The organism is Halomonas sp. JB37 (assembly GCF_002332255.1).
GTDB classification, from domain to species: domain Bacteria; phylum Pseudomonadota; class Gammaproteobacteria; order Pseudomonadales; family Halomonadaceae; genus Vreelandella; species Vreelandella casei.
The window spans coordinates 1,021,006-1,045,963 of sequence record NZ_NRGW01000001.1; the positions used below are offsets into that span (position 1 = coordinate 1,021,006).

General features: G+C 56.3%; 22 protein-coding genes. 13 read left to right on the forward strand and 9 right to left on the reverse strand.

The genetic code is table 11. From position 1 onward, the window contains the following. Positions 1 to 16 precede the first annotated feature (16 nt). Complete coding sequence (hpaI, locus tag CIK78_RS04910; RefSeq protein WP_096277777.1) at positions 17 to 784, forward strand: 4-hydroxy-2-oxoheptanedioate aldolase; 768 nt, start codon at positions 17 to 19, stop codon at positions 782 to 784. A 78-nt stretch (positions 785 to 862) separates the two neighbouring features. Here hpaI and CIK78_RS04915 read toward each other — a convergent pair whose 3' ends face one another. The 3 genes from CIK78_RS04915 to CIK78_RS04925 are packed head-to-tail and all read right to left on the reverse strand — an operon-like array spanning position 863 to position 4,789. Beyond that, on the reverse strand, positions 863 to 2,287 hold the full coding sequence (locus tag CIK78_RS04915; protein WP_096277779.1) for an FAD-binding oxidoreductase: 1,425 nt from the start codon (positions 2,285 to 2,287) through the stop codon (positions 863 to 865). Then, positions 2,287 to 3,588 (reverse strand): L-fuconate dehydratase, encoded by a 1,302-nt coding sequence (locus tag CIK78_RS04920; RefSeq protein WP_096277781.1) that lies wholly within the window; start codon positions 3,586 to 3,588, stop codon positions 2,287 to 2,289. The genes CIK78_RS04915 and CIK78_RS04920 overlap by 1 nt, the downstream gene beginning before the upstream one ends. 37 nt (positions 3,589 to 3,625) lie before the next feature. After that, complete coding sequence (locus CIK78_RS04925) at positions 3,626 to 4,789, reverse strand: fumarylacetoacetate hydrolase family protein (protein WP_096277783.1); 1,164 nt, start codon at positions 4,787 to 4,789, stop codon at positions 3,626 to 3,628. Between the two features lie 231 nt (positions 4,790 to 5,020). Here CIK78_RS04925 and CIK78_RS04930 point away from each other — a divergent pair, with 231 nt between their 5' ends. The 8 genes from CIK78_RS04930 (at position 5,021) to nanR (ending at position 13,116) form a co-directional block, all read left to right on the forward strand. After that, on the forward strand, positions 5,021 to 5,785 hold the full coding sequence (locus CIK78_RS04930; protein ID WP_096277785.1) for an SDR family NAD(P)-dependent oxidoreductase: 765 nt from the start codon (positions 5,021 to 5,023) through the stop codon (positions 5,783 to 5,785). Next, positions 5,782 to 6,801 carry a 4-hydroxythreonine-4-phosphate dehydrogenase PdxA gene (pdxA, locus tag CIK78_RS04935; RefSeq protein ID WP_225734155.1) on the forward strand — a complete coding sequence of 340 codons (1,020 nt, stop codon included), beginning with the start codon at positions 5,782 to 5,784 and terminating at the stop codon, positions 6,799 to 6,801. Before CIK78_RS04930 ends, pdxA begins: the two co-directional genes overlap by 4 nt. Then, a complete protein-coding gene (locus CIK78_RS04940) occupies positions 6,798 to 7,985 on the forward strand; it encodes a four-carbon acid sugar kinase family protein (RefSeq protein WP_096277789.1) in 1,188 nt (395 codons plus the stop codon). The genes pdxA and CIK78_RS04940 overlap by 4 nt, the downstream gene beginning before the upstream one ends. Positions 7,986 to 8,157: 172 nt before the next feature. Then, positions 8,158 to 9,159: a sialic acid TRAP transporter substrate-binding protein SiaP gene (locus tag CIK78_RS04945; RefSeq protein ID WP_096277791.1), complete on the forward strand. Its 1,002-nt coding sequence runs from the start codon at positions 8,158 to 8,160 to the stop codon at positions 9,157 to 9,159. A gap of 57 nt (positions 9,160 to 9,216) precedes the next feature. Then, positions 9,217 to 9,753: a TRAP transporter small permease gene (locus CIK78_RS04950; protein ID WP_096277793.1), complete on the forward strand. Its 537-nt coding sequence runs from the start codon at positions 9,217 to 9,219 to the stop codon at positions 9,751 to 9,753. Positions 9,754 to 9,802: 49 nt separating this feature from the next. Then, positions 9,803 to 11,182: a TRAP transporter large permease gene (locus CIK78_RS04955; RefSeq protein ID WP_096277795.1), complete on the forward strand. Its 1,380-nt coding sequence runs from the start codon at positions 9,803 to 9,805 to the stop codon at positions 11,180 to 11,182. Between the two features lie 58 nt (positions 11,183 to 11,240). Next, positions 11,241 to 12,317 (forward strand): Ldh family oxidoreductase, encoded by a 1,077-nt coding sequence (locus CIK78_RS04960; protein ID WP_096277797.1) that lies wholly within the window; start codon positions 11,241 to 11,243, stop codon positions 12,315 to 12,317. A 76-nt stretch (positions 12,318 to 12,393) separates the two neighbouring features. Beyond that, positions 12,394 to 13,116, forward strand: coding sequence for a transcriptional regulator NanR (gene nanR / locus CIK78_RS04965; RefSeq protein ID WP_096277800.1), 723 nt, complete (start codon positions 12,394 to 12,396; stop codon positions 13,114 to 13,116). Here the strand turns inward: nanR and CIK78_RS04970 are convergent. The 4 genes from CIK78_RS04970 to CIK78_RS04985 form a co-directional block, all read right to left on the reverse strand. Continuing rightward, on the reverse strand, positions 13,113 to 14,690 hold the full coding sequence (locus tag CIK78_RS04970; protein WP_096277802.1) for an aldehyde dehydrogenase (NADP(+)): 1,578 nt from the start codon (positions 14,688 to 14,690) through the stop codon (positions 13,113 to 13,115). The two genes, nanR and CIK78_RS04970, sit on opposite strands and share 4 nt — an antisense overlap. A 132-nt stretch (positions 14,691 to 14,822) precedes the next feature. Beyond that, positions 14,823 to 16,106, reverse strand: a complete 1,284-nt coding sequence (locus tag CIK78_RS04975) for a TRAP transporter large permease (protein ID WP_096277804.1) — start codon at positions 16,104 to 16,106, stop codon at positions 14,823 to 14,825. Between the two features lie 2 nt (positions 16,107 to 16,108). Continuing rightward, positions 16,109 to 16,702: a TRAP transporter small permease gene (locus CIK78_RS04980; RefSeq protein WP_096277806.1), complete on the reverse strand. Its 594-nt coding sequence runs from the start codon at positions 16,700 to 16,702 to the stop codon at positions 16,109 to 16,111. A gap of 136 nt (positions 16,703 to 16,838) precedes the next feature. Beyond that, the gene (locus CIK78_RS04985; RefSeq protein ID WP_096277809.1) at positions 16,839 to 17,930 is read right to left on the reverse strand and encodes a TRAP transporter substrate-binding protein; all 1,092 of its coding nucleotides are present in this window, start codon (positions 17,928 to 17,930) and stop codon (positions 16,839 to 16,841) included. A gap of 363 nt (positions 17,931 to 18,293) precedes the next feature. On the opposite strand from CIK78_RS04985, the gene CIK78_RS04990 reads away from it, so the two are divergent. The 4 genes from CIK78_RS04990 to CIK78_RS05005 all read left to right on the forward strand — a co-directional run bounded on the left by CIK78_RS04990 (position 18,294) and on the right by CIK78_RS05005 (position 22,898). Further along, positions 18,294 to 20,096 carry an IlvD/Edd family dehydratase gene (locus CIK78_RS04990; RefSeq protein WP_096277811.1) on the forward strand — a complete coding sequence of 601 codons (1,803 nt, stop codon included), beginning with the start codon at positions 18,294 to 18,296 and terminating at the stop codon, positions 20,094 to 20,096. A gap of 76 nt (positions 20,097 to 20,172) precedes the next feature. Next, positions 20,173 to 21,117, forward strand: coding sequence for a DMT family transporter (locus tag CIK78_RS04995; RefSeq protein ID WP_096277813.1), 945 nt, complete (start codon positions 20,173 to 20,175; stop codon positions 21,115 to 21,117). Positions 21,118 to 21,148: 31 nt separating this feature from the next. After that, positions 21,149 to 21,919, forward strand: a complete 771-nt coding sequence (locus CIK78_RS05000) for an FCD domain-containing protein (protein ID WP_096277815.1) — start codon at positions 21,149 to 21,151, stop codon at positions 21,917 to 21,919. Positions 21,920 to 21,974: 55 nt separating this feature from the next. Further along, on the forward strand, positions 21,975 to 22,898 hold the full coding sequence (locus tag CIK78_RS05005) for a Gfo/Idh/MocA family oxidoreductase (RefSeq protein WP_096277817.1): 924 nt from the start codon (positions 21,975 to 21,977) through the stop codon (positions 22,896 to 22,898). 11 nt (positions 22,899 to 22,909) lie between these two features. Here CIK78_RS05005 and CIK78_RS05010 read toward each other — a convergent pair whose 3' ends face one another. Both CIK78_RS05010 and CIK78_RS05015 read right to left on the reverse strand, forming a co-directional pair. Beyond that, positions 22,910 to 23,809 (reverse strand): NAD(P)-dependent oxidoreductase, encoded by a 900-nt coding sequence (locus CIK78_RS05010; protein ID WP_096277819.1) that lies wholly within the window; start codon positions 23,807 to 23,809, stop codon positions 22,910 to 22,912. A gap of 92 nt (positions 23,810 to 23,901) precedes the next feature. Then, positions 23,902 to 24,954 (reverse strand): Ldh family oxidoreductase, encoded by a 1,053-nt coding sequence (locus tag CIK78_RS05015; protein WP_096277821.1) that lies wholly within the window; start codon positions 24,952 to 24,954, stop codon positions 23,902 to 23,904. Positions 24,955 to 24,958 lie beyond the last annotated feature (4 nt).

Sequence of the window (24,958 nt, forward strand, 5' to 3'; positions counted from 1 at the left end):
ATAAAAAGGAGCCAATATGAACATGCCTCAAAATGAGTTTAAACAGCAGCTGTTAGCGGGCCAGCCCCAAACGGGGATTTGGCTCGGGCTAGCGAGCGCATACTCAGCGGAAATTGCCGCCACGGCTGGCTTTGACTGGCTGTTGCTAGATGCCGAGCACGTTCCTAATGACCTGGGCAGCCTGCTTGCTCAACTGCAGGCGCTGGCGCCCTATAAAAGCCACCCAGTAGTGCGCCCGCCCACGGGCGATGCCGTGCTGATCAAGCGCTATTTGGATATTGGCGTACAGAACTTACTGATCCCCATGGTGGAAACGGCCGAGCAAGCCGCTGAGCTGGTTGCTGCAACCCGCTACCCACCCCACGGTGAACGTGGCGTTGGGCATGTGTTGGCACGTGCCTCGCGCTGGGGGCAGGTGAAGGACTATCTGGCCCGCGCAGATGACGAGATTTGTCTGATGCTGCAGGTAGAGAGCCAGCAGGCGCTGGATAATTTGGAAGCTATCGCCGCAGTAGAAGGGGTCGACGGTGTATTTATTGGCCCCGCCGATTTATCTGCTTCGATGGGGCATCTTGGCAATGCTGGCCACCCCGACGTGGAAGCGGCGATTAGTGACGCTATTCACAAAATTCGCGCAGCGGGTAAGGCGGCAGGGATTGTCACGGTGGACGAACAGGCAGCCCGCGGTTACCTAGCTGCAGGCTGTACATTCGTTGGCGTAGGGATCGATGCTCTGCTGTATGCCAATGCCTTGCGCGGCTTGGCAGAGCGTTTCAAACGCTAGGGTTTGTATGAACGCTGAGCGAAGGCCAGGCAAGCGCTTTAATGTGGATATGCCTTCTGCGCTTGCCTGGCTGGGTCGTTAACCTTCAGTTGGCAAAATCCTTCCGGGGTTCATCAGCCCTTTAGGATCAAACAGGGCTTTAACGCCGCTGATGAGTTCACGTTCGATGGGTGATAGCCGAGCCAAATAGGGCGCTTGCTTGGTGCGGCCAATACCGTGCTCAGCGCTGATACTGCCGTTGAAATCATCGAGCACTTCAAAAAGCCGTTCTTCCAGGTCATGCAGGTGGGCTTTTTTGTCTGCGTCAGCCATGGCGCTGGGCGGCAGAATGTTAAAGTGCAGGTTGCCGTCGCCGACGTGCCCATAGGCAATGATTTCGCACTCGGGAGAGGCGGCCATGATGACCTCACTCGCCTGCGTGACAAAGGCTGGAATCGCTGAAATAGGCACGGCGATATCAGTACGTAAGTGCTCGCCGCGCCGACGTTGGCCTTCCAGCATACTCTCGCGGAATTGCCATAGCTGGGCCGACTGGGTGTCGCTGGCGGCGAGTGCGCCGTCAAGCACCAGCTCACGCTCCATGCCTGTTTCCAGCAGCTGTTCCAGCATCGTCGCTAAATCTATCGGTCCGGTGGCGGCGACTTCCATGAGCACGTACCACGGGTAGGCGCTTTCCAATGGGTCGTGAAGCTCCGGGGTTGCTTCTATGGCCAGCTCAATGCAGCGGCGCGGAATCAGCTCAAAAGCCGTCAGCAAATCGCAGCAGTCGCGGCGTGCTAAGCCATATAGGTCGATAACCGCTTGAACGGAGGGCAGTCCCAGCAGCGCGGTGCGGTTTTGAGTCGGGCGTGGTGAGAGTTTTAACACTGCGCCGGTCACGATGCCCAGGGTGCCTTCGCTGCCTAAAAACAGCTGCTGAAGATCGTAGCCGCGGTTGTCTTTGTGCAGGGCGTTTAGGCCCTCCAACACGCGCCCATCGGGAAGTACCACTTCTAGCCCCAGCACCAGCTCGCGCATCATGCCGTAGCGCAGCACGTTAAGGCCGCCTGCATTGGTAGCAATGTTGCCACCAATCTGGCAACTGCCCTGAGCGCCGAGCGAAAGCGGAAAATCGCAGTCATGCTCGGCAGCGGCTAGCTTGACGTTCTCAAGGATGCAGCCAGCGTCCACCGTGATGGTGAAGTTAACCGGATCAATGGCCCGTACGTTATTCAAACGCTCTAGGCTGATCACCAGTTCCTGACCGTTTGCGGCGGGCAATGCGCCCGCCACCAGGCCGCTATGGCCACCTTGGGGCGTCATTGCGACCCCTTGCTGATAACAGCGCCTGACAATCTCAGCAACGTCAGCGGTATTCGCCGGGCGGGCTACGGCCAGCGGCATGCCTAGCGTGTCGCCAGCCCAGTCGCTAACGTAGCGCGCCATTGCGTCTGGTTGGCGTATTAAACCGCGCTCGCCAAGCAGGCTGGCGAGCTCGTTTAAAAAGAGTGTGATCGCTGTCATTAGACCTCTTCCTGCCAGGCAGCGCCGTCGGGGAAGGAGTGCTGCGCTTGCGACTGCGCGTGCATGGCAATGCTGTAGCCCGGCGCTTCGGGCACCTGATAACGCCCGCCGCGAATGACGACCGGGTCAATAAAGTGTTCGTGAAGATGATCCACATACTCCAGAACGCGACCCTCAAGGCTACCGGATACCGCAATGTAATCGAAGAGTGAGATGTGCTGGGTGTATTCGCATAGCCCCACGCCACCGCCGTGAGGGCAAATTGGCACGCCGAACTTGGCGGCCATTAGTACCACCAGGATGACTTCGTTGAGCCCGCCCAGGCGTGCCGCATCAAGCTGACAATAGTCGATGGCATCTGCCTGGAAGAACTGCTTAAACATCACTTTGTTATGGCAGTGCTCGCCGGTAGCAACGCCAATAGGCGCAACGCGGTGGCGAATTTCAGCGTGGCCTAGAATGTCGTCAGGGCTGGTGGGTTCTTCGATCCACAGCGGGTCAAATTCCGCTAAGCGGCGCATTTTAGTGATCGTTTCATCGACGTCCCATACCTGGTTGGCATCCATCATCAGCACGTTGTCCCAGCCAATCTCATCGCGCAGCAGCGCTGCGCGGCGGGCATCTTCTTCGATATCGCCACCAATTTTTTGTTTAAAGTGCGTCCAGCCTTCCGCCAGCGCTTCTCTGGCCAATCGGCGCACTTTCTCGTCGCTGTAGCCCAGCCAACCCGATGAAGTGGTGTAGCCTGGGTAGCCGTCGCGGCGCATTTCGTCTTCACGTTCTGCTTTGCCGGATGACTGGCGGCGTAACAAGCAGATTGCTTCTTCCGGCGTGAGCGCATCGGTAACGAAGCGAAAGTCGAGACAGCGCACCAGCTGCTCTGGGGTCATATCCACCAGCAGCTTCCATACCGGTTTGCCTTCGTGCTTTGCCCACATATCCCACACGGCGTTGACGATGGCCGCCGTGGCTAGGTGAATCGCGCCTTTATCGGGGCCGATCCAGCGTAGCTGGCTGTCACCGGTGATTTCTCGCCAGAAACTGCCCATATTGTCGGTGATGGATGCCAGCGAGCGTCCTTCAATTAACGGCGCTAGTGATTGCACGGCGGTAACCACTATCTCGTTGCCGCGGCCGATGGTAAACGTTAAGCCGTGCCCTTCGGGGCTGCCATCATCAGTATGCAGAATGACGTAAGTGGCCGAATAGTCGGGCGCCGCATTCATGGCATCCGAGCCGTCCAGCGTGCGCGATGTGGGGAAGCGGATATCCTGAATTTCGACGCGTGTTATGGTTGTCATTGTGCTCTCCTAATCAGTGCTATGGGTGGCGTAATACTTAGCGGCGCGCTAGGTGGCGCATCAGTTCGCGAATACCGTAAGTCCAGGGCGGCAGCTGATCGCTTCTGCCTACCGTATTGACTAAGGCGCCAAGGGACGGTGTAGCGATGGTGACGCGATCGCCTAGATGATGGGTGAATCCCTGGCCTTCGCCGTCGCGGTCCTGAATCGGTGAGAACATGGTGCCGAGGAACAGCATGAAGCCGTCAGGGTACTGGTGGTGCTCGCCGATAGTTTGGCCTACTAGGTCCAGCGGATCGCGGCTGATTTCGCGCATATCGCTCTCGCCCTGGAGCAAGAAATCATCGTCTTCTCCTTCAATACGCAGCGATACCTGGCAATTGCGTACGCTATCCATATCGAAGTGATCGTCAAATAGCCGGATGAACGGCCCCAGCGAGCAGGAGGCGTTGTTATCTTTTGCCTTGCCGAGCAGCAGGGCGCTGCGGCCCTCAACGTCGCGCAAGTTGACGTCATTGCCTAGCGTGGCGCCGCGCACCTGGCCACGGCTGTCTACCGCCAGGACAATTTCCGGCTCTGGGTTATTCCACTGAGAGGACTCATGCAAACCCACCGGGGTGCCAAAGCCTACCGAAGACAGCGGCTGCGCTTTAGTAAACACCTCGGCATCGGGGCCAATGCCTACTTCCATATATTGCGACCAGCCACCGCGGGCTTGCAGCGCTTCTTTGAGCGCCATCGCTTCGGCAGACCCTGGGGTAATCTTGGAGAGATCGGTGCCAATCAGCGCCTGCAAATCGTCGCGCAGCGCGACGGCCCTAGCCGGATCACCGCCCGCTTGCTCTTCGATTACCCGCTCTAACAGGCTAACGGCAAAGGTGACGCCACAGGCTTTAACGGCCTGTACATCGCAAGGGGCCAGCAAGTAGGGCGCGGTTGGCGAAGGCATCTGGGAGTTGGCGAGCAGCGACTCGACGCTACCGATTGACGGCCCATCTGCGCGTTGCACGACGGACAGCACATCATCGCGTTCCAGCAAATCAGCCATGGTGGGGCCAAACGCGGTGATATCGATGACCTGGCCAGCGTGCACGGTTACCAGTGCGGGGCCGGGGTGCGTGCCATCCAGCCAAACGCGGCCAACGAGCAGCGCTTTATCCAAATCATGGGGAAGAGAGTCAGTCAGGGACAGTGGGTTCATGTGCGCCTCCAGAAAAGTTGGACTAAAGATGTACTAGTGATGAGCAACGAGTGGTTGGTGCGCCATCACCTATCATGTTATGGATATTGTGTTGTATGACAGGTATGCCAGTTCATGGCTCACTTTAGCGCACCGTCCGGTTTCGGGTCGATAGTTAAATCTGCCTAATTGAGATCGGTTTCGCTTAACGCTGCGTGCAAAAATAAAAGTAAAAATCCTAAGGAGAAGGTCATGTTAGACGAGTGGAAAGGCAAGCGAGTCCTCATCACCGGCGCTAGCCGTGGCATCGGCGCGGCGGTGGCTAAGCAGCTAGGTACGCTGGGTGCCCATGTGGCAGTGCACTATCACAGCAGCGAAGCGCCCGCCGAAGCGGTGGCCAAGGCTATCCGCGATGCAGGGGGGGAAGCCTTTACCCTTAAGGCGGACGTCAGCCATTCCAGTGAAACGCAACGGCTTGTCGATGAAGCGGCCAAACGCCTGGGCGGGTTGGATCTGTTAATCAATAACGCTGGTGACATGCTGGGCCGGGTAGGCTTAGACGCGATGGATGATGACCAGTACGACCGAGTGATGGATCTCAACGTGCGCTCGGTGATCATGGCCAGCCGCGCCGCGCTAGCGCATTTTAGGCGCGCAGGACGCGGCAATATCATCCATACCACGTCTATTGCCGCACGCAATGGCGGTGGTGGCGGTGCAGGGCTCTATGCTTCTGCCAAGGGGTTTGTGAGCACGGTGACGCGCAATATGGCGAAAGAGCTGGCCGGCGAGAATATCCGCGTCAATGCCGTCGCCCCCGGTACGATTGCGACCGATTTTCACGAGCGCCACTCCAGCGAGGCGCATTTAGCCGCGGCACGTGCATCGATCCCTATGGGGCGATTAGGCACGTCCGAAGAGTGCGTAGGGGCTTATGTATTTCTTGGAACAGACGCACTGAGCGGCTATGTCACGGGTCAAATAATTGAGGTCAACGGTGGGCAGCTAATGCCATGAGTATGTCATTGCGTAGTGACCCAGGCGCTAAGTGTTATGAGATTGCGATCACCATGGGCGACCCTGCGGGTATTGGCCCGGAAATTATTTGTCGCGCGTTAAAGGCTATGTCTAGCGCCGAACGAGCCAGTGCCATCGTGGTGGGAGATCCCGCTATTTATCGTCGAGCAGCGGCCAGTGTCGATGCTGAGCTGATGTTTGTGCCGCTCGACCAACCATCCAGCGGTGATCACTGTGTCGCTATCAGCGTCGTGGACGTGCCGGTGGGTGCAGATATCCCGGATGGCCAAATCAGTGCGGGCGCAGGTGATATGGCTTTTCGTTGCGTTCAGGCGGCGGTGAACTTAGTGCAGTCAGGTCGGGCGCAGGTGATTGTTACTGCGCCGCTCAACAAGGCGGCGCTGCATGAAGCAGGGCACCATTACGATGGCCACACCGGCATGCTGGCAGCGCTGACCGGCGCGCTCTCATCGTTCATGCTATTGGCCTCGGAGACGCTTTCGACGCTGCATGTTTCAACGCATGTATCACTGCGAGAAGCGATCGATCGAGTGACGCCTGAACGTATTGTTGCCACCGTCGAAGCCGGCAATGCTCACTTGGTTGCGCTGGGACTAAGTGCGCCACGTATCGCCGTTGCCGGACTCAATCCGCATTGCGGTGAAGGGGGGATCTTTGGTGATGAGGACAGCCGCTGTATTGCGCCCGCAGTGGATCAGCTGCGTCAGCGTGGCTTTGATGTAAGTGGTCCTATTTCTGCTGACACGGTGTTCTACCGAGCCTCTAAAGGCGAGTTCGATTTAGTCGTTGCTCAGTATCATGACCAGGGGCATATTCCGGTCAAACTCATCGCATTCGATACCACGGTGAATGTCAGCCTAGGCCTGCCGTTACAGCGTACCTCAGTGGATCACGGCACCGCGTTCGATATCGCCTGGCAAGGTAAAGCAGATGCTACCAATATGGGGTCCGCGATTGCCTATGCGCGACGTCTAGCCAGTGGCGGGCATTCGTGAGCCCCTGCCAGCTAGCCATTATTGCCGACGATTTGTCGGGTGCGCTGGATGCATCAGCGCCCTTTGCTGCACGGGGAGCCGATGCCCGAGTGATTGTCAGTCTAGAAGCATTAACAGCGACGCTTGATGTGTGGCAAGGGCAAGGGACGTGGCCAGCGGTCATCGCCGTGAATACCGAGTCACGCCATTTGCGGGCCGATGAAGCAGCGTTGCGGGTTTCTAAGGCGGTTCGTCTATTGACACAAGTACGCCCGCAGCAATGGTTCAAAAAGGTGGATTCAACCTTGCGTGGCCAGGTAGTTGCCGAGTGTCGAGCATTGCAAGAGGCCATTGGGTATCCATTGCTATTGGCGCCAGCGGTACCGGCTCAAGGGCGCATTGTGCGCCACGCTGAAGTCTGGGTTGATGGCGTAAGCTTGGCCAATACGGCATATCAGCAGGATGCGCGGTCATCGCCTCTATTGGGTCCTATTGATGATGCGTTTGCCGCAGGGGGGCTGGCGTTACAGCGCTATCGCCTTGAGAAGGGAAACACGCTTCCTGACGAGAGCTGTATTGTTGATGCCAGCAGCGACGAGGAGCTCGCCGCACTTTACGATGGCGTGCTGAAGCTCAAAAGCTCACGTGTCATGGCCGGCGCAGCGGGATTGGCTATGGCCATTGCTCAACGTCGCTTTGGTACTCCCTGTGTTCAGGCTAGGTCACTGTGCGGGGTAAAATCGGTGCTGTATGCCGTCGGCTCCCGGGCTCCTCGTGCCGCGGAGCAGCTTGAGTCGCTGTGCCAGCAGTTACCCAACGTAGCGATTATTGAGGCGTGTGCTACGTCGCTTGACCACCTTGGCGTCGAGGCGTGTGTCATCGTGCCTAGTGAAGATGGAACAGTGCGCACAGCGATTGAAGTGGCCGATGCAATGGCGGCCCAGGTGGCTGGCATTATTTCAGCCTGGCATGACGAAGATGAGCACCTGCAATTTCTTACCGGTGGCGATATCGCTATGGCAGTGCTCTCCCAGCAAGGCGCTCGTTATATCACCGTTGAGACTGAGTGGTCACCGGGTGTGGCATTAGGGTGTTTGGATGGTGATGCCCACCGCAGAGTAATGACTAAGGCGGGTGGCTTCGGCGACTCATCACTACTCGTTCGTTTGCATCAGCAGCTTAACCTGAGCGGTGAGTCGAACTAAGTACACAAAATAACGACAGCAAAATGCTAGCCGGGTAGTTGCGTAATTGAGGGTCAGCAGCTAGGTTTCAATCTGGTGGTATGATACGTATACAGTAAGATGATCGGTTTCATCGACTGTTGCCGCTCGCACAATAACCAACAATAAATCTAATGGTTGTGAGGAATACAAGATGAGCTACAAAAGCCAACACCGCCTAACGATGTCCCGTTTGCTAACCGCTACGCTTATTGCCGCTGGTATCAGCGTAGCCGGTGCGGTACAGGCCGTCGAGAACCTGCGTTTCGCCCACGTTTATGAAACCTCCGAGCCTTTCCATAAGTGGGCATTATGGGCCGCTGACGAGATTGAAGAGCGCACCGATGGGCGCTATACCATGGAGGTATACCCCGCTGCCTCGTTAGGTAAAGAGGAAGACATCAACGAAGGGCTTGGGTTAGGCACGGTCGATATCATTTATACCGGCACCCAGTTCGCTGGCCGCGCTTATGGACCCATCGGCATTGCCGGAGCTGCGTATATGTTCCGTGATTTCGATCATTGGCAGGCGTTTGCCGATAGCGATCTGTTCCAAGAGATTGCTCAGGGCTATCAGGATCAAACCGGCAACGTTCCGCTGGCGCTCAACTATTATGGCGAACGCCACGTCACGTCCAATATCCCCATTAATGAACCCGCAGACATGGAAGGGCTGAAAATTCGGGTGCCCAACGCACCGATGTACATGATGATGCCTCAGGCGGTGGGTGCTAACCCAACGCCCATTTCGTTCGATGAGGTATATCTGGCTTTGCAGCAAGGCGTTGTAGACGCGCAGGAAAATCCGCTGCCGACTATTCGTGCTAAGGCCTTCCATGAAGTACAGGACTACATCAACCTGACCGGCCACATCACCGATTCGCTTATTACGATTGTTGGCGGGCCGCGCTGGAATCAGCTCTCTGAAGAAGACCGCGAAATATTCCGCGAGGTTTTCCAGGAGGCGGCTGAAAACAACACCAAAGATATTCTGAAGGCTGAAGGAGAGCTGGTTGCCTGGTTTGAAGAACAGGGCAACACCATCAATGAAGTGGACCGTGAGCTCTTCCGTGAGGCCGTTTTACCCGCCCATAACGGCGATGCCGCGACATGGGATCAGGAAACCTACGATCGCCTACAGGCTATCGGCCAGTAATCCAACCCCTGATAACACTCCGCTCTTTACTGAGCGGAGTGTTTGGAGTCCTGTGCCATGAATAATTCGCGCGAGAATTCCCCGCCTATCGGCGACCCGATGGTGGATTTTGAATCTGCCTTCGAGGATGCACCGTTCAAACTAAGTGATTATCGCCTCGAAGACTTTGTCACCTTAACGCTTTTTTGGGCATTGATTTTAGTGGTGTTCGCCCAGTTTTTTAGTCGCTATGTGCTGGGTAGTTCTATTGGCTGGACCGAAGAAATTGCCCGTTACTTACTGATTGGCGTGGGCTTTTTTGGCAGCATCATGGCAGCCCGTAACGGTAGCCACATCATGGTGGAATTCTTCTACCACTACATGCCGGGCTGGCAGGCGCGTTTGCTAGAGCATTTGGTCAACCTGATAAGCCTTAGTTTTTATATAGCGATGGCATGGATCGCCTATCAGCTGGCATCACGCACCAATAGCCTAATGGTGTCGGTGGATCTGCCTAAGAGCATCATCTATTTCACCGTCTGTGCGGCGTTTACATTGATGGCGCTGCGCACCGTTCAGCGGCTTTACTTGAAGTATCTGGGGCGTTCCCTATGACGCTTGAGCTGTGGCTACCCGCGACATCATCTTTATCAAGAGGCCTCCCATGTCCCGATTTTCTGTGATGCGTTGGCAAAAGCCGATAGTGTCTCCGCTGCTGGCGGCACTGGCTATTCTGGGCTGCGTGATTCTACCGCTAATGGGCTACGATCTTGGCTTTTTGTTCTTTGCGCTGTTTACCATGCTGGTGCTGGGCGTGCCTATCGCGGTTAGCTTGGCAGGCGCCTGCTTAATGTTTGTCTTAATCACCGGCCAGGTGCCCAGCATTGTCATAGCACACCGCATGATTAACGGCATTGACAGCTTTCCGCTGCTGGCGATTCCGTTTTTTATTTTTGCCGGCAGCCTAATGAACAATGGTGGCATTACCGAGCGTATTTTCAATTTCGCTAAGGCGCTGATGGGCTGGATGCGGGGTGGCCTTGGCCATGTCAATGTGGGGGCTAGCATTGTGTTCTCGGGCATGTCGGGCGCGGCCGTAGCGGATGCAGGCGGCCTGGGCATGATTGAAGTCAAAGCCATGAAGGATGCGGGATACGATGAAGAGTTCGCCGTGGGAATTACGGCGGCGTCCTCGACCATCGGGCCTATCATTCCGCCTAGCTTGCCGATGGTGATTTACGGGGTTATGGCATCCGCCTCGGTAGGCCAGCTGTTCGCAGCAGGGCTGATCCCTGGCCTGTTGATGGGCATCATGCTGATGTTGATGATCTTCATCATCTCAAGGCGGCGTGGCTATCAGCGCGATGCCATTTTCTCCATGCGGGTTCTTGGCCATACCTTCAAACGGGCGTTTTTATCGTTGCTGACACCTGTCATTATTGTGGGCGGTATTATCACCGGTGCCTTCACACCGACTGAAGCCGCGGTGGCCGCGGTGTTTTATGCCTTGCTCCTGGGTGGCGTGGTTTACCGTACGTTGACGTGGCGTAAACTGCTTAAAGTCAGCATGGAAACCATCGAGACCACCGCGGTTATTCTGTTCATTGTGTCTTCGGCATCGATCTTCGCCTGGATACTGACCAGCAATCAGGTGACTCAGAATGTGATCGCCTTAATGGGCCCCTTTGCCGATAGCAAGCTCGCCGTTCTGGTAATGGCCAATATCGTGCTGATTATCGTGGGCTGCTTTATGGAAACGATCGCTGCGATCACCATCTTAGTCCCGGTGCTGTTGCCCATGGCCGTTGCGGTGGGGGTAGACCCTGTCCACTTCGGGGTCATCATGGTGCTTAACCTGATGATCGGACTATTAACGCCACCAGTGGGCATGGTGCTCTACGTGCTTTCCAGGGTCTCTAACGTGAGCTTTGAGCGCTGCATGCGAGGCACCATTCCGTTCCTAATACCCCTGGTGATCTGCCTTCTATTGGTGACGTTCATCCCGGCTATTTCTATGTGGCTACCCACGCTGATATATCGCTAAGCACCGCTGGAGCTGGCGGAATGCCAGCTCCGCTATTAAGACCCGGAGTATTTTATTAATGACTGATACCTCATTAGATTTTCGCGTTACCCACGAGGATCTTGCTCGTTTTATACAGGCGACACTCGCCGCTGTTGGCGCCAATCAAGCCTCGGCGCAGGCGGTGAGCCGCGCGCTGGTCACCGCATCGCGCATGGGGACCGATAGCCACGGTTTGCGTCTATTGCCTCACTATGTGCAGGCGCTTCAAGGCGGGCGCATTAAAGGGGCGCCTAACATGGTGTTTCAGCGCCGCTTAGCGGCCACAGGCTGCTTAAACGCTGACGACGGGCTTGGTCATCTGGCGGGTTATACCGCGATGGAACACGCCACGGCGATGGCTGATGAGGTCGGAATAGGCGCTGTCGCTGTGGGGCACTCATCGCACTTCGGCGCGGCAGGGTGCTATGCGTTAGCCGCGGCTGAACGCGGCTATCTTGGTATGGCGTTCTGTAATTCAGACCCCTTTGTACTTCTGCACGATGGTGCCAAGCCCTTTCACGGTACCAACCCCATCGCTTTTGCAGCGCCGGTAGCGGGTGAGTCGCCGTATCTATTGGACATGGCCACGAGTTCGATCCCCTGGAACCGAGTGCAGCAATTTGGCGCGATTGGCCGCCAGCTGCCCGACCAAGTCGCTGCAGATGCGGCCGGTCAGGTGAGTCGCGTACCTGCTGATATCGCTGCCTTGTTGCCGCTGGGCGGCAGTGATTTCGGCTTTAAAGGTGCCGGCCTAGGCGGCATGGTCGAAGTGCTGAGTTCGATGCTGTCGGGCATGCAGCATGGCTTCAGGTTATTGCCGATGGGCGGGCCGGATATGGCAACGCCGCGGGGTGTCGGGCATTTCTTTCTAGCCATAAAGCCCGATGCCTTTGTTGATGAAGGCACCTTTGCTCAAGGGCTGGCCGCGTATTTGAAAGACCTTCGCGCCCAGCCAGCCTCAAAAAATGCCAGAGTACTAGCACCCGGTGATCGTGAATGGCGCTGCCAGGCGCAGCGCGATGCTCAGGGCGTTCCACTCGATGTTGCCAACCAATTAGCCTATGCCGAACTGGCTGAGCGGCACCGGATTACGCCACTATCTCGGCTTGATTAAAGGCTCAATGAAAAGACAATGGCGAAAAATGCAGTAAAATGGCGGCCAATTCCAGGTTAACGAGGAGCGACTGCCTATGAGCAGATACCGGATTGAGCGCAAAACGCTTTCCGAACAGGTCGCTGAACAGCTTGAGGCGGAGATTCTTGAGGGGCGGCTGAGCGAGAATGATCAGTTGCCCTCAGAAAGAGAGCTGATGGAGCAGTTTGGCGTTGGTAGACCCGCGGTGCGCGAAGCGTTGTTCCATTTGCAGCAGCTGGGATTGATTGCGATCAACAGCGGCACGCGTGCCAGAGTCATTCGCCCTACGGCCGATGCGGTGATGGCGAGGCTTTCGGGGGTGACACGGCAGCTGCTTTCGAAGCCGGCTGGCCAGCAATACTTCCAGGAAGCTCGGGCTACGTTTGAAATATCGCTAGCCCGCTACGCCGCTCGTCACGCCAGCGATGAGGATCTGACGCGGCTGCGTGAAGCCTTACAAGCCAACCGTGATGCTATTGGTGACGAAGCGCGCTTCAAGCGCTCTGATAACGACTTTCATGGTGTATTGGCGAGTATCGGACGTAACCCTATTTTTGATGCTATCCATGTGGCGCTTTCCGAGTGGCTAGATGATCGGCGTGCTCATGTGTTGCAGCAAAAGGATGAAGACAAGGCTGCGACCGCTGCGCACACTGAGATCATTGATGCCATTGAATCACGCGACCCTGATGCGGCCGAGGCAGCCATGCGGCGCCACCTCGACCGTCACTACGGCACGTACATGCAGCTTAAAAGACGCTTGTCTGATACCCCTTAGCTTTCACGCTTGCCGTCGATTAAGCGTGAAACGTTAAACGGATTGCTATCGCGCAGCGCTTCGGGCAGCAGGCCTGCTGGCAAGTCTTGGTAGCAGACGGGGCGCAGGAAGCGATAAATCGCAGCACTGCCCACCGACGTCGTCCGGCTGTCAGACGTGGCCGGGTAGGGGCCGCCATGTACCATCGCATGACCCACTTCCACGCCGGTCGGCCAGCCATTGGCCATAATACGGCCCACGCGACGTTCCAGTGCGGGCATTAGGCGTTTAGCGGCATCTAAGTCGCCATCGTCTAGCTGCAGTGTCGCGGTCAATTGGCCTTCCAATTGCTCGGCCACGCGCTGCATTTCATCGCTGTCACGGCACTCAATCACCAGTGATGCAGATCCGAAGATTTCGCTCTGCAGCGCTTCTTGAGTTAAGAAGTCGTGGGCGCTAGCGGTAAATAAAGCAGTTTGGCAGCTATGCGGGCCGTCGTTGGTTTGTCCACGCGCGACTTCGTTAACGCAAGCGTTGCCCGAAAGCTCATTCACACCGCTTCGATAAGCCTCATGAATGCCGGGTGTCAGCATCGTTTGGGCTGCGCTGGCTTTTACCGCGTCACCCGCTGTTGCTACGAAGGCGTCAAGGTCAGCGCCTTTAAGGCCAACGACTAGACCAGGGTTCGTGCAGAACTGGCCTGCCCCCATGTTTAGCGATGCCACAAAACTCTCTGCAATTGCAGTGCCGCGAGCTTTCAATGCCTCTGGCATTAGGAACACGGGATTGATGCTGCTCATTTCAGCATAAACAGGAATCGGCTCGGGGCGTGCTTGTGCGGTGGCCATTAATGCAGTGCCGCCGCTACGTGAACCGGTGAACCCAACGGCTTTGATGCGCGGGTCGGCCACTAGCGCCTGGCCAATCTCTTTGCCTGAACCGAACAGCAGCGAAAAGACGCCTTCCGGCAACTCGCACTTAGCAACCGCACGCTGAATGGCGCGACCCACTAATTCGGACGTGCCAGGGTGTGCCGAATGGCCTTTAACAACCACCGGGCAGCCTGCAGCTAGCGCAGACGCGGTATCGCCACCCGCGACGCTGAACGCGAGGGGGAAGTTGCTGGCGCCAAAAACAGCCACTGGGCCTAGCGGGATGTGACGCTGACGCAGGTCAGCGCGGGGCATCGGCTGGCGCTCTGGCAGTGCAGGGTCGTGGCGTACATCCAGCCATTCTCCCGCGCGTACAACAGCAGCGAAAAGCCGTAGCTGGCCACAGGTACGGCCACGCTCGCCTTCAAGACGAGCCTTAGGAAGGCCCGATTCGGCGACACCACGCTCAGTTAAGTCGGCGCCAATGGCTTCAATTTCATCAGCAATGGTTTCTAAGAAGTGTGCGCGTGTCTCAAGTGACGTCTCGCGATACTGATCAAACGCCGCATCAGCAAGTTTGCAGGCCTGTTCCACGTCGGAACGGCTGCCGCCACGATAGCCTGGCTCAAGTACGTCACCGGTAGCGGGATTGATAGCGTGGATCTCATCCTGTGTGCCTGTCACGGTCTGTTGACCGATAAGCAGTGTGCCTTGCAGTGTCATGCTGGTCTCCTATTAAAGGGCATTATTGTCGATCTAGCGTAATACGTAGTGAGGTGATCGGTGTGCTGATCACCTTGTCGCTATTGATTTTATTGGGCGCAAATACTGGGCGTAAATACTGGGCGTAAATACTTAATTACCGCGCACAGCAGTCAGGTCAGGCAGCCACGTCACGATGCCGGGGAAGGCGATCAGGATAACCAGTACTACAAGCAGCGCGGCGTAGTAGGGCAGCATCGCTTTGACAAGTTGTTCCATGGAAACCTTACCTACGCCGCAGCCGACATAAAGGCAAGTGCCCACCGGCGGTGTCAAAAGACCAATGCCTAAAATGAACGACATCAGCACGCCGAAATACACCGGATCAACGCCTACCGAGGTAACGATGGGCGTTAGCATGGGCGCCATGATGACCATTGCTGGCGTTAGATCCATTACAAACCCCACCAGCAGCAGTAGGCCCGCCACTATCAGCAGCAGTAGGAAAGGATCTTGTGTGATCGCCTGTACCTGAGTGACCAGTGTTTGCGGCACCATATTAATGGTTAAAAACCAGGCAATAACGGTGGCAAACGCCAGTAACAGCAGCACCATACCGGTCAAACGGGCGGTACGGATGAGCATTCCCCACAGCTCAGTTATCTTGAATTCGCGATACACGATCAGCGAGATAAACAGTGAGTAAAGCAGCGCCGCAACGGCCGCTTCGGTGGCGGTGAATACGCCGCCGATAATGCCGCCAATCACGATCACGGGTAGCACCAGCGCCAGCCATGCTGCTTTAAAAGCTTCCCAGAGCACATCAAGACGGAACTTACGGGTTTGGCCAGCATGGCCAATGGTCGCCATGATAAAGGTTGTCGTCATCAGGCCGGCCGCAATCAATATGCCGGGTACAATGCCAGCAATAAACAGGCGGCTAATTGACGTCTCGGTAACAATACCGAAAAGAATCAACGGGATAGAAGGCGGAATAATGATGCCGATAACCGATGAAACGGTATTGATTGCGGTTGCTTGAGGTGCGGTATAGCCCTGTTTGGTCATCGACGGAATCATCATCGCGCCGGTGGCTGCCGTGTCTGCCACGGCTGAACCGCTAATGCCGCCGAAGAACATGGAACCGGTAATAGCGACCTGGCCTAAACCGCCGCGTACGAAGCCGACTAAGGCACCGGCTAGGTCCATTAAGCGGCGGGCGATGCCGCCGTTACTCATTACTTCACCGACCAGAATAAAGAACGGAATAGCCAGTAGTGGGAAGCTGTTAACGCCCCGGATAGACTGCTCAATCATGATCGAGAGCGGAATGTCAGACAGTAGCGCCATAATGACGGCGGCAATGCCTAGGCCAAATGCGATGGGCAGGCCAAGTGCCAGGGAGGCGAAAAGAATGCCTAAAAAGATCCATAGCATGATTAGTGATCTCCAGCAGGCGTGATAGTAACGCTAGGCGAGCGAATTTGTTGCACGCTCTGCCAGGCGCGCCAGATAGACACGGCGGCAATAAACACGGCGCAAAGGACTAGCGAAACGTTAATGATATTCCAGGGCACATTGAGAATCGCGGTGCGGCTTGAAGCGCGAGCTATCACCAAGCATCCACCCCAAATGATGACGCCCATCAGCGCGGTGATAACCACGTGCTGGAATAAATACAGCATATGGGCGGCCCGCGGTTTTAGTTTGCGGACCAAAATATCAACTGCAATATGTTCATAGCGGGCAAAGGCCGCGGCGGCACCGATAAATATCAGCCAGATAAACAGCATTCGCGCCAGCTCATCGGCCCAGGGCAGCGATCGGTTGAACACCGCGCGGCCGACGACATTCGCTGATACGGAAATGATCAAGGCGACCAGCAAGGTGGCAATCACATGTTCCATCGCCTGAGTCAGCCAGCGAAATATCGCCGGGCCGCGACGCTGCTCGGGTTCAATTTCCAGCGGTTGGCGTTGGGGATCATCAAAATATGCCGCGGTATCAGGAATTGGAGTATTGGGTGTGTCCATGAGCTTTCCGAAGTGGCGAGTAACGAAAAGGCAAGAGGCCTATGCCTCTTGCCTAACCTCTCAATAGAACGTCTATTGAGAGGAGGTCCTGCAATAGCAGACCGAACATTAGCGTCGGTCTTACCGTCAAGGACGCTTACTTTTCTGTAGACGATTCGGCCATAGAGGATTCAGCAAGACGCTGGAACTCAGCCACTAAATCTTCACCAATGCGCGGTGCCCATTCGGCGTAGACCGGCTGTACGGCTTCTTGGAAAGCAGCAATCTGCTCGTCATCAAGACGCGTGACTTGCATGCCGCGCTCTTCAAGCTGGTCGCGCGCCCAGTCGTCGTATTCGCTAGAAAGCAGAATTTCATAATCGGCTGCCTGCAGTGCGGCTTCCTGTACTAGCTCTTGATACTCGGGGTCGAGCCGATCCCAGGTACGCTGAGACATCATCTGGATGAACGGCGTGTAGACGTGACGAGTTTCCGAGCCGTAATCCTGCACCTCATAGAAGTTGGAGGTCAGAATGGTGCTCCATGGGTTTTCTTGGCCATCAACGACGCCCTGTTCCATCGCAGAGAAAAGCTCACCGAAAGCCATGGGGGTAGGGTTGGCGCCCAGCGCTTGCCAAATGGCCAGGTGCACCGGATTTTCCATGGTACGCACCGACAGACCACGTACGTCTAAGCCTGCGACGTCTTCAGGCGAGGAGACTTCCCGCGCGCTGTTAGAGAGCTGACGGAAGCCGTTTTCAGCGAAGGCCAGGGCTTTAATGCCAGTGCCATCAAACGCATCGAGCATCTCTTGAGCAGCATCGCTGCGCATGGCTTCAACGGCCGCTTCGCGCGTCGGAAGCAAGAAAGGCAAATCGAAAACGGCCAGTTCTGCTACGTAGCCGGTCGCGGGGGAAGACGAAGGATACGTCATGTCCAGCGTGCCGGTTTGCAGCATTTCCATCATCTGCACGTCATCGCCGAGCTGGCTGTTAGGGAACAGGTTAACGCTGATGCGCCCTTCGCTGCGCTGGTCGAGAATGTCCGCAAAATAACGGCTAGAAATGTATTGAGGCGAGGTCTCTGCCAGCCCCAGCCCCATGCGTATCGTCACCTTGCCGTGGTCACCCACCACCGCGCCTTCAATTTCAGGCGGATCTGACAAATCAGGCGTTTGGGCGTAAGCGATACTTGAGCTGAGCAGGGTGGCACCGGTCACTAACAGGGTGCGCTTCCAGAAATGTTGCATTGTATTAGTTCTCCTGGCGAGGTGCTGATGGCTGTGCGCGGCGTACTTCAAGAAACCGGCAAAGCGATAACTGTTGTTGTTTTACGTAAGCGGCCATACGCGTCCGGCGGACATATTGTTCAGAATGCCGTCACTTAGGAGCCTAGTCTTAAAAGGAATAGCCCTAAAGAAATGGCCCTAAAAGAAATAGCTCTAAACATAGACCTTAAGAGCGTATCGCTACCGCAAACACTGGAGGTTAATGTGGGACTTTTTTCGCATATGTTCAACATAGACTTTTGTATGTATCGACGCTGGGGGTAAGACAGCGTAACGTCACGGCATTATTTTCTTATTTCTTCACTTTAGGCGTGGAGTGACACCATGGCCAGTTCTCATCGTATTACGTCTGAACAGTTGCGTTCACGCTACTGGTTTGATAATCCCGATCATCCGGGCACCACAGCGCTCTGTATTGAACGCTATCTTAATTACGGCATCACGCTGGATGAGTTAACCAGCGGTAAGCCGATTATTGGCATCAGCCAATCGGGCTCTGATTTAACCCCCTGCAACCGTCATCACATTGATTTGGTGAAGCGCGTTAAAGACGGTATTCGTGCGGCAGGCGGGGTGCCTTTTGAATTCCCCATGCATCCCATTCACGAAAACGTACGCAGGCCTACTGCCGCGCTAGACCGCAACCTTGCCTATCTGGGATTAGTCGAGATTCTGCACGGCTACCCGTTAGACGGTGTGGTATTAACCACCGGCTGCGATAAAACGACTCCCGCGGCGCTCATGGCGGCAGCGACGGTGAATATCCCCGCGATTGTGCTTTCCGGTGGGCCAATGCTTAACGGTTGGCGCGGGGCTGAGCGCGTAGGCTCGGGAACGATTATTTGGGAGCTGCGCAAACGCCTGGCGGCAGGCGATATCGACTACGCGGAATTTCTTTCCCGCGCCAGTGATTCAGCGCCTTCGATTGGCCACTGCAATACGATGGGCACTGCGTCCACCATGAACTCTATGGCTGAGGTGCTGGGCATGAGTCTGCCCGGCTCGGCGGTAATTCCCGCGCCGTATAAAGAGCGCGCAATGGTGTCCTACGATACCGGCACGCGCATTGTCGATATGGTCTGGGAGGACGTGCGCCCACTGGATATCCTGACCCGCGAAGCGTTCGAAAACGCCATCGTTGCCTGTTCTGCACTGGGCGGCTCGTCCAACGCGCCGGTACACATTAACGCCATTGCCCGCCATGCAGGCATTGAACTAGATAATGACGACTGGCAGCGTTTGGGGCATGAAATTCCGCTGCTGGCGAACGTCATGCCCGCTGGCGTATTTCTCTGCGAAGAATTTTATCGCGCAGGCGGGGTGCCCGCCGTTCTGCACGAGCTTAATGTGGCCGGCAAGCTGCACGGCGGGGCGCTGACAGTGAATGGCCGCTCTATTGGTGAGAATCTTCAAGGTCGAGAAACGCAGGATCTTAACGTGATCTGCCGCTACGCCGACCCGCTGGTCGAGCATGCCGGGTTCCTTAATCTTAAGGGCAATCTGTTTGACTCGGCGCTGATGAAAACCAGCGTAATCTCCCGTGACTTTCGCGAGCGTTTCCTAAACGACCCCAACGACCCTGAAGCCTTTGAAGGGAAGGTGGCGGTGTTTGATGGCTCTGAGGATTATCACGCCCGCATTGATGACCCGGCATTAGGCATCGACGCCCGTACTATCCTGGTCATGCGCGGCGCAGGCCCGGTGGGCCATCCTGGCGGTGCCGAAGTGGTCAACATGCAGCCACCGGAGGCGTTAATCAAACAAGGTATCGAATCACTACCGTGTTTGGGCGATGGTCGCCAGTCGGGCACGTCGGGTTCACCTTCCATTCTTAATGCCTCGCCTGAAGCCGCGACCGGCGGTGGTTTAGCGCTGCTTGAAAGTGGCGACCGGATGCGGGTTGATCTCAAACGTGGCGAGGTGCAGCTGCTGATTGAGCCCGCTGAGCTGGACGCACGCCGTGAGCGTTTAGCCCAGCAGGGCGGTTATCGCTACCCAGGCCATCAAACGCCTTGGCAAGAGATTCAGCGCAGCATGATTGAGCCGCTGGACCGCGGCATGACGCTGGAACCCGCAACCAAGTACCGCGATGTTGCCCGTCTGCATCCGCCTAGAGACAATCATTAAAAGCGCGATGTTTTTAAGGACTAGCTACTAAAAGATTAGCTACTAAAGGATGAGCCACTAAAAGGACAGGTACTCGATGAGCCGGTTTAATAACTTATCGCATCGTCAGCAGGGTCTGCTGTTGACCGGTGGCGGTGCGATCATCATGGCGCCCGATGCTTTGCTGATTAAGGTGGCTGATCTTCCCGATGCCGAGATCCTAATGTGGCGCGGCTTTCTTTCGGCGTTGGGCTTTCTGCTTATCGCGTTAATGCGCTACGGTCGCGGCACGCTGGCGGCCTATCGGCGCTGTGGCTGGACCGGTATTGCCGTGGCGCTACTGTTTAGTCTGACGAGCTGTGGTTTCGTGCTGGGCAATCAATATACCAAGGCGGGTAACGTATTGATGATACTGGCCAGCGCGCCGTTAATTGCCGCCGTTCTCTCCTGGATCATCCTCAAAGAGCGTTTGCCCGGACGAACATGGCTGGCCATTTCACTGTGCATGGTCGGTATTGCCATGATCGCGCTTGATGACGTGGGGGCTGGCTCCTGGGTGGGCAACGCGTTTGCCCTAATGGCGGCGTCGACGCTGGCGATTAACTTTACCCTGTGCCGTACGCGCCCAGGGGTCGACATGAGTCCGATGCTGGTCTTTAACGGTATTATTGTCGGCAGCGTTGCCGGGCTGTTTTGGCTGGCGGGCAGTGAAACGACGCTGCCCACGGTCAATCAGCTCTCGGTGGTGGTTCTACTGTGCCTGATCATTTTGCCCTGCGGTGTAACGCTGCTTCAGCGCGGGCCGCTGTATCTTCCTTCGGCCGAAGTGGGCCTGCTGCTGTTGCTGGAAGTGGTGCTGGGCACGCTGTTGGCCTGGTGGATTCTGAAAGAACAGCCCGCCCCCGTGGCGCTATTGGGGGGAGGCCTGGTACTCGGCACTTTACTGGCCAAGGGGCTTTACGAAAGGCGGTTAGAGCTGAGGCAGCGGGCGGCGTTGCAGCTGGATTCGCCCATAACGGCAGACCGGTCAAGTACGCTATGATTGGCAGCCATTGAAATAGGGACCTATCGCAGTGACGTTATCTCTTAGCAAGCCACTGACTCGCCCTAGTATCGCTGAATACCTCGCCGAAGAGATATTTGGCGGTAACTATCATCCTGGCGACTTTGTTCCGCGTGAACTAGATCTATGCGAACGTTTTGCTATCAACCGCTCAGCGGTGCGTAGCGACTTGCGCCAACTGGTGGATGCGGGAATTATCGAACGTATTTCTGGCCATGGCTCTAAAGTGCGTGAGTACTCAGAGTGGCATATTCTTGATGCCCAGGTAACCGACTGGTTAACCCGCTACGCGGCGCCCAACCCTGATATTCAGCGTGAGATTCTCGCTTTTCGTCTTGATGTAGAGCCCTACGTGGCTATGACCGCCGCCAAACGTGCCACCGCCCGCGACCTTGTTGCTATTGAAGAAGCCTTTGAGGGGCTTGGGCAGAATTTGCGCAACGCGACCTGCGAAGAAGAACGTCGGCTGCACAGCGAGTGTGATATCGCGTTTCATGAGGCTATCTTTAAAGCCACACACAATATCGTCTGGGCACAGCTGTCACATATTTTACGGCCCTCCATCTATCTGCTGGTGTCGATGTCTAACCAGAGCGCCTCTGACCCTGAAGACAGTCTTGAACGTCACCGCCAACTGATGGAAAGTATTCGCCTGCGCCGCCCGCGCGACGCTTTTCTAGCAGCACAGGCCGTATTGGCAGGCACCGCAGAGGCGCTTGGGCTTGAGCATAGCGCTAGCTCCTTAGGGCGCAGCGTTGAGCTACCTCATACGGCTCCTTGAGCTCTTTTACCCGTTTTTTTCAATTAAGCTTCTGTCATCAAAATAAGGCCTGCATATGTCTGACGTTACCATCGGCTTGGTTGGCGTGGGTAAAATTGCCCGTGATCAGCATCTGCCGGCCATTGCTGCGACGCCAAACTGTCGGCTCGCGGCCGTGGCTGACCCCCATGCAGCGCTAGACGATGTACCGTCCTATGCGAACCTGGATGCCATGCTGGACGCGCACCCTGAGATTTCTGCCGTGGCGATCTGCACGCCGGCCCATCTGCGTTACTCCCAGGCACGTGCGGCGCTGCTGCGCGGTAAACACGTGCTGCTTGAGAAACCGCCAGGGGCGACGCTAAGTGAAGTGGAACACTTGATTACATTCGCTGGCGAACAGGGCGTTAGTCTCTTTGCGGCCTGGCACTCGCGGTTTGCGCCCGGCGTGGCGCAGGCTAAACAGTGGCTGGCAGAGCGCCAGGTGCAACGCGTTATGATCGAATGGAAAGAGGATGTGCGGGTGTGGCACCCAGGCCAGGCGTGGATCTGGCAGCCGGGTGGGATGGGCGTGTTTGACCCCGGTATTAACGCGCTTTCAATAGCCACTGAAATACTGCCCCAGCCGTTCTTCTTGCGCCAAGCGCAGCTGCTAGTGCCCAGTAACGCTCAAACTCCGATTGCTGCAGAGTTAGCCTTCACCGACCCGCGCGGCGCGGTAATTGAGGCGAATTTTGATTTTCGCCAAACCGGTCCGCAAATCTGGGATATTCATATCGACAGCGACGGCAGCCGTTTGAGCCTCACTCAGGGGGGCTGTCGTTTAGAAATTGATGATGAGCTGATTATTGAGGCCGAGGAACGTGAGTACCCCGGGCTTTACGCGCACTTTGTAGATCTTGTAGCAAACGGGCGTAGCGAGGTGGATGTAGCCCCGCTGCGCCAAGTCGCTGATGCTTTTTTATACGGCCATCGCGATACGACCGACGCATTTATTTAGTGAGTGTAGCGTCAGTTGCCTGCAGCGATGCCATTGCGCTGCAGGCAACTGTCGTAAGCCTGAGGAACGAAGCTTTCTTCCCCCACGTCGCTTTTCGCCTGTGAAAGAAACTCGCAAAGCGGCGGCAGCATACTCGACGTTAGCTGATAAGACGTTAATGTTTCAGCGAGATAGCGCATGTCTTTATCAGCGTTACCGAGGCTGAACTGCAGTTTGGTACATTCTCTTTGCAGTACCCATTCCATTACGGGCGCCAGCATGGCGCTGTTAGCACCGCCTTGAGAACAGATTTCCAATATTTTTTGCTGGGGAACATCCATGGCGGCGGCCATGGTGGCGGCTTCGCTCACCAGCGCCGCTGCACCTAGCGACAGGAAATTATTGATTAACTTTAGCTTGTGCGCAGAGCCCACCTTGCCAACGTGGAAGATATTTTCGGCAAAGCTTTTAATCACCGGAGTGAGGCGCGCCACCGTGGTATCGTCGCCCCCCAGCATGACATTGAGCCGGCCTTCACGCGCCTCGCGAGGCGTTCGCGCGAGCGGCGCATCCACTAACATGACCCCTTGCTGCGCGACTTTTTCGGCAAGGCGTTCCGTCGACTCAGGGTGTGCGGTAGAGCAGTCGACAATAATTAATCCTTCATGACTACCCGCGAGTAGTCCATCGGGGCCGGTCACGATCTCGTTCACCTGTTCGGATGTTTTGACGCAGATAAACACAATGTCACTGTTTTTGGCCATCTCCGAAGCACTGCTGACGTCTACCGCGCCTTCAGCACAGAGTGCCTCTAAGGGGGCGCGGTTGCGGTTAGCCATAACGCTCAGCGGGTAGCCGTTACGTACGATGTTTCCGGCCATTTCCTTGCCCATTAAGCCGAGCCCAATAAAACCTATGCGTTCCTGTTTCATAATCGCCTCTAAGCAGTTGCTTCAACGTGCCTGTAATAAGATCAGTGCATCAGAACTAGATCAGTACGTTTGAGTTAGGCCGGTGGTAGCCATTACTGTGCGTCAGGAAAAGCGACACCCAGTCGCTCCGACCATTCAGACAGCGCTTCGAATACGCCGTCTGGTAGCGGCACGCCCTCTTGTGAGTAGCGTTTATGCAGGGCAAGCCCGCGTTCTCCGGGGATGCGTACCGGAGGGCTGCCCTCGGCAACGGGGTTACTGCGACAAGCATCGGCCAGCGCCCCTGTTTCGCGCTTGAAGGCTGCTAATCCACCAAAGGCTGCTGGGTCCATCACTTGCACCATGACAGAGGCGCCCCATTGCGTAGGCGCTTGCACGCGGCCGAACCCGGCTAATCCAGACGTCAAGGCTTCTACCATAAGGCCTAGGGCATAACCCTTGTGGCCATGGTCAAGCCCACCGATGGGCATGATGCTGCCTTTGGGTTCATCAAACAGCACACCGGGTTGATCCGTCGCGTTCCCCTGGTGGTCTTTCAGCCACGGGTAAGGCAGTTGACTGTTCTGCTTGTGAAGACGGCCCACCATGCCGTTGGTGGTAATAGACGTGCTGACATCCAGCAAAACGGGGCCTGAATCGGTGGGGTAGCCCACGGCGATGGGGTTGGGCGTATGGGTGGCGGCTAAACCGCCATAAGGGGCCACGGATTTTGTCGCCGGGTCGGAGGATTCGATGACGACCACCAGGTCTCGATCGGTAGCGCGCTTGAGATACGCCGCCAAACAAGCGATATGGTTTGAGCGTCGAATCACAACCGTTCCCGTGCCGCATGAACGCGCCATCGCTTCGGCGGTTTCCATGGCCTTGATGATCAGCCAGGGGCCAGGCAAATAGCGCCCGTCCCAAGTCTCCACGGCGGCACGTTGGGAAATCACCTCGTAATCGCCGGTGACCGGCATCCGGCCTGACTGAATCTCGCCTAGGTAAGGGGAGAGCAGCTGGAGACCATGGGTGGTATGGCCCATCAGGTCGCCTTCCACGAGTATGTCGGCTACCGCCTGAGCTTTGTCATCATCAAGGCCCGCGGCTGCCAATAGCTGAGTGCTGAATTGTATGATTGCCTGCACGTCGCACTGTTTACTCATTGTC

Coding starts and splice junctions, on each gene's coding strand:
- hpaI (WP_096277777.1), top strand. CDS start 17: ATGAACATGCCTCAAAATGAGTTTAAACAGCAGCTGTTAGCGGGCCAG.
- CIK78_RS04915 (WP_096277779.1), bottom strand. CDS start 2,287: ATGACAGCGATCACACTCTTTTTAAACGAGCTCGCCAGCCTGCTTGGC.
- CIK78_RS04920 (WP_096277781.1), bottom strand. CDS start 3,588: ATGACAACCATAACACGCGTCGAAATTCAGGATATCCGCTTCCCCACA.
- CIK78_RS04925 (WP_096277783.1), bottom strand. CDS start 4,789: ATGAACCCACTGTCCCTGACTGACTCTCTTCCCCATGATTTGGATAAA.
- CIK78_RS04930 (WP_096277785.1), top strand. CDS start 5,021: ATGTTAGACGAGTGGAAAGGCAAGCGAGTCCTCATCACCGGCGCTAGC.
- pdxA (WP_225734155.1), top strand. CDS start 5,782: ATGAGTATGTCATTGCGTAGTGACCCAGGCGCTAAGTGTTATGAGATT.
- CIK78_RS04945 (WP_096277791.1), top strand. CDS start 8,158: ATGAGCTACAAAAGCCAACACCGCCTAACGATGTCCCGTTTGCTAACC.
- CIK78_RS04950 (WP_096277793.1), top strand. CDS start 9,217: ATGAATAATTCGCGCGAGAATTCCCCGCCTATCGGCGACCCGATGGTG.
- CIK78_RS04955 (WP_096277795.1), top strand. CDS start 9,803: ATGTCCCGATTTTCTGTGATGCGTTGGCAAAAGCCGATAGTGTCTCCG.
- CIK78_RS04960 (WP_096277797.1), top strand. CDS start 11,241: ATGACTGATACCTCATTAGATTTTCGCGTTACCCACGAGGATCTTGCT.
- nanR (WP_096277800.1), top strand. CDS start 12,394: ATGAGCAGATACCGGATTGAGCGCAAAACGCTTTCCGAACAGGTCGCT.
- CIK78_RS04970 (WP_096277802.1), bottom strand. CDS start 14,690: ATGACACTGCAAGGCACACTGCTTATCGGTCAACAGACCGTGACAGGC.
- CIK78_RS04975 (WP_096277804.1), bottom strand. CDS start 16,106: ATGCTATGGATCTTTTTAGGCATTCTTTTCGCCTCCCTGGCACTTGGC.
- CIK78_RS04980 (WP_096277806.1), bottom strand. CDS start 16,702: ATGGACACACCCAATACTCCAATTCCTGATACCGCGGCATATTTTGAT.
- CIK78_RS04985 (WP_096277809.1), bottom strand. CDS start 17,930: ATGCAACATTTCTGGAAGCGCACCCTGTTAGTGACCGGTGCCACCCTG.
- CIK78_RS04990 (WP_096277811.1), top strand. CDS start 18,294: ATGGCCAGTTCTCATCGTATTACGTCTGAACAGTTGCGTTCACGCTAC.
- CIK78_RS04995 (WP_096277813.1), top strand. CDS start 20,173: ATGAGCCGGTTTAATAACTTATCGCATCGTCAGCAGGGTCTGCTGTTG.
- CIK78_RS05005 (WP_096277817.1), top strand. CDS start 21,975: ATGTCTGACGTTACCATCGGCTTGGTTGGCGTGGGTAAAATTGCCCGT.
- CIK78_RS05010 (WP_096277819.1), bottom strand. CDS start 23,809: ATGAAACAGGAACGCATAGGTTTTATTGGGCTCGGCTTAATGGGCAAG.
- CIK78_RS05015 (WP_096277821.1), bottom strand. CDS start 24,954: ATGAGTAAACAGTGCGACGTGCAGGCAATCATACAATTCAGCACTCAG.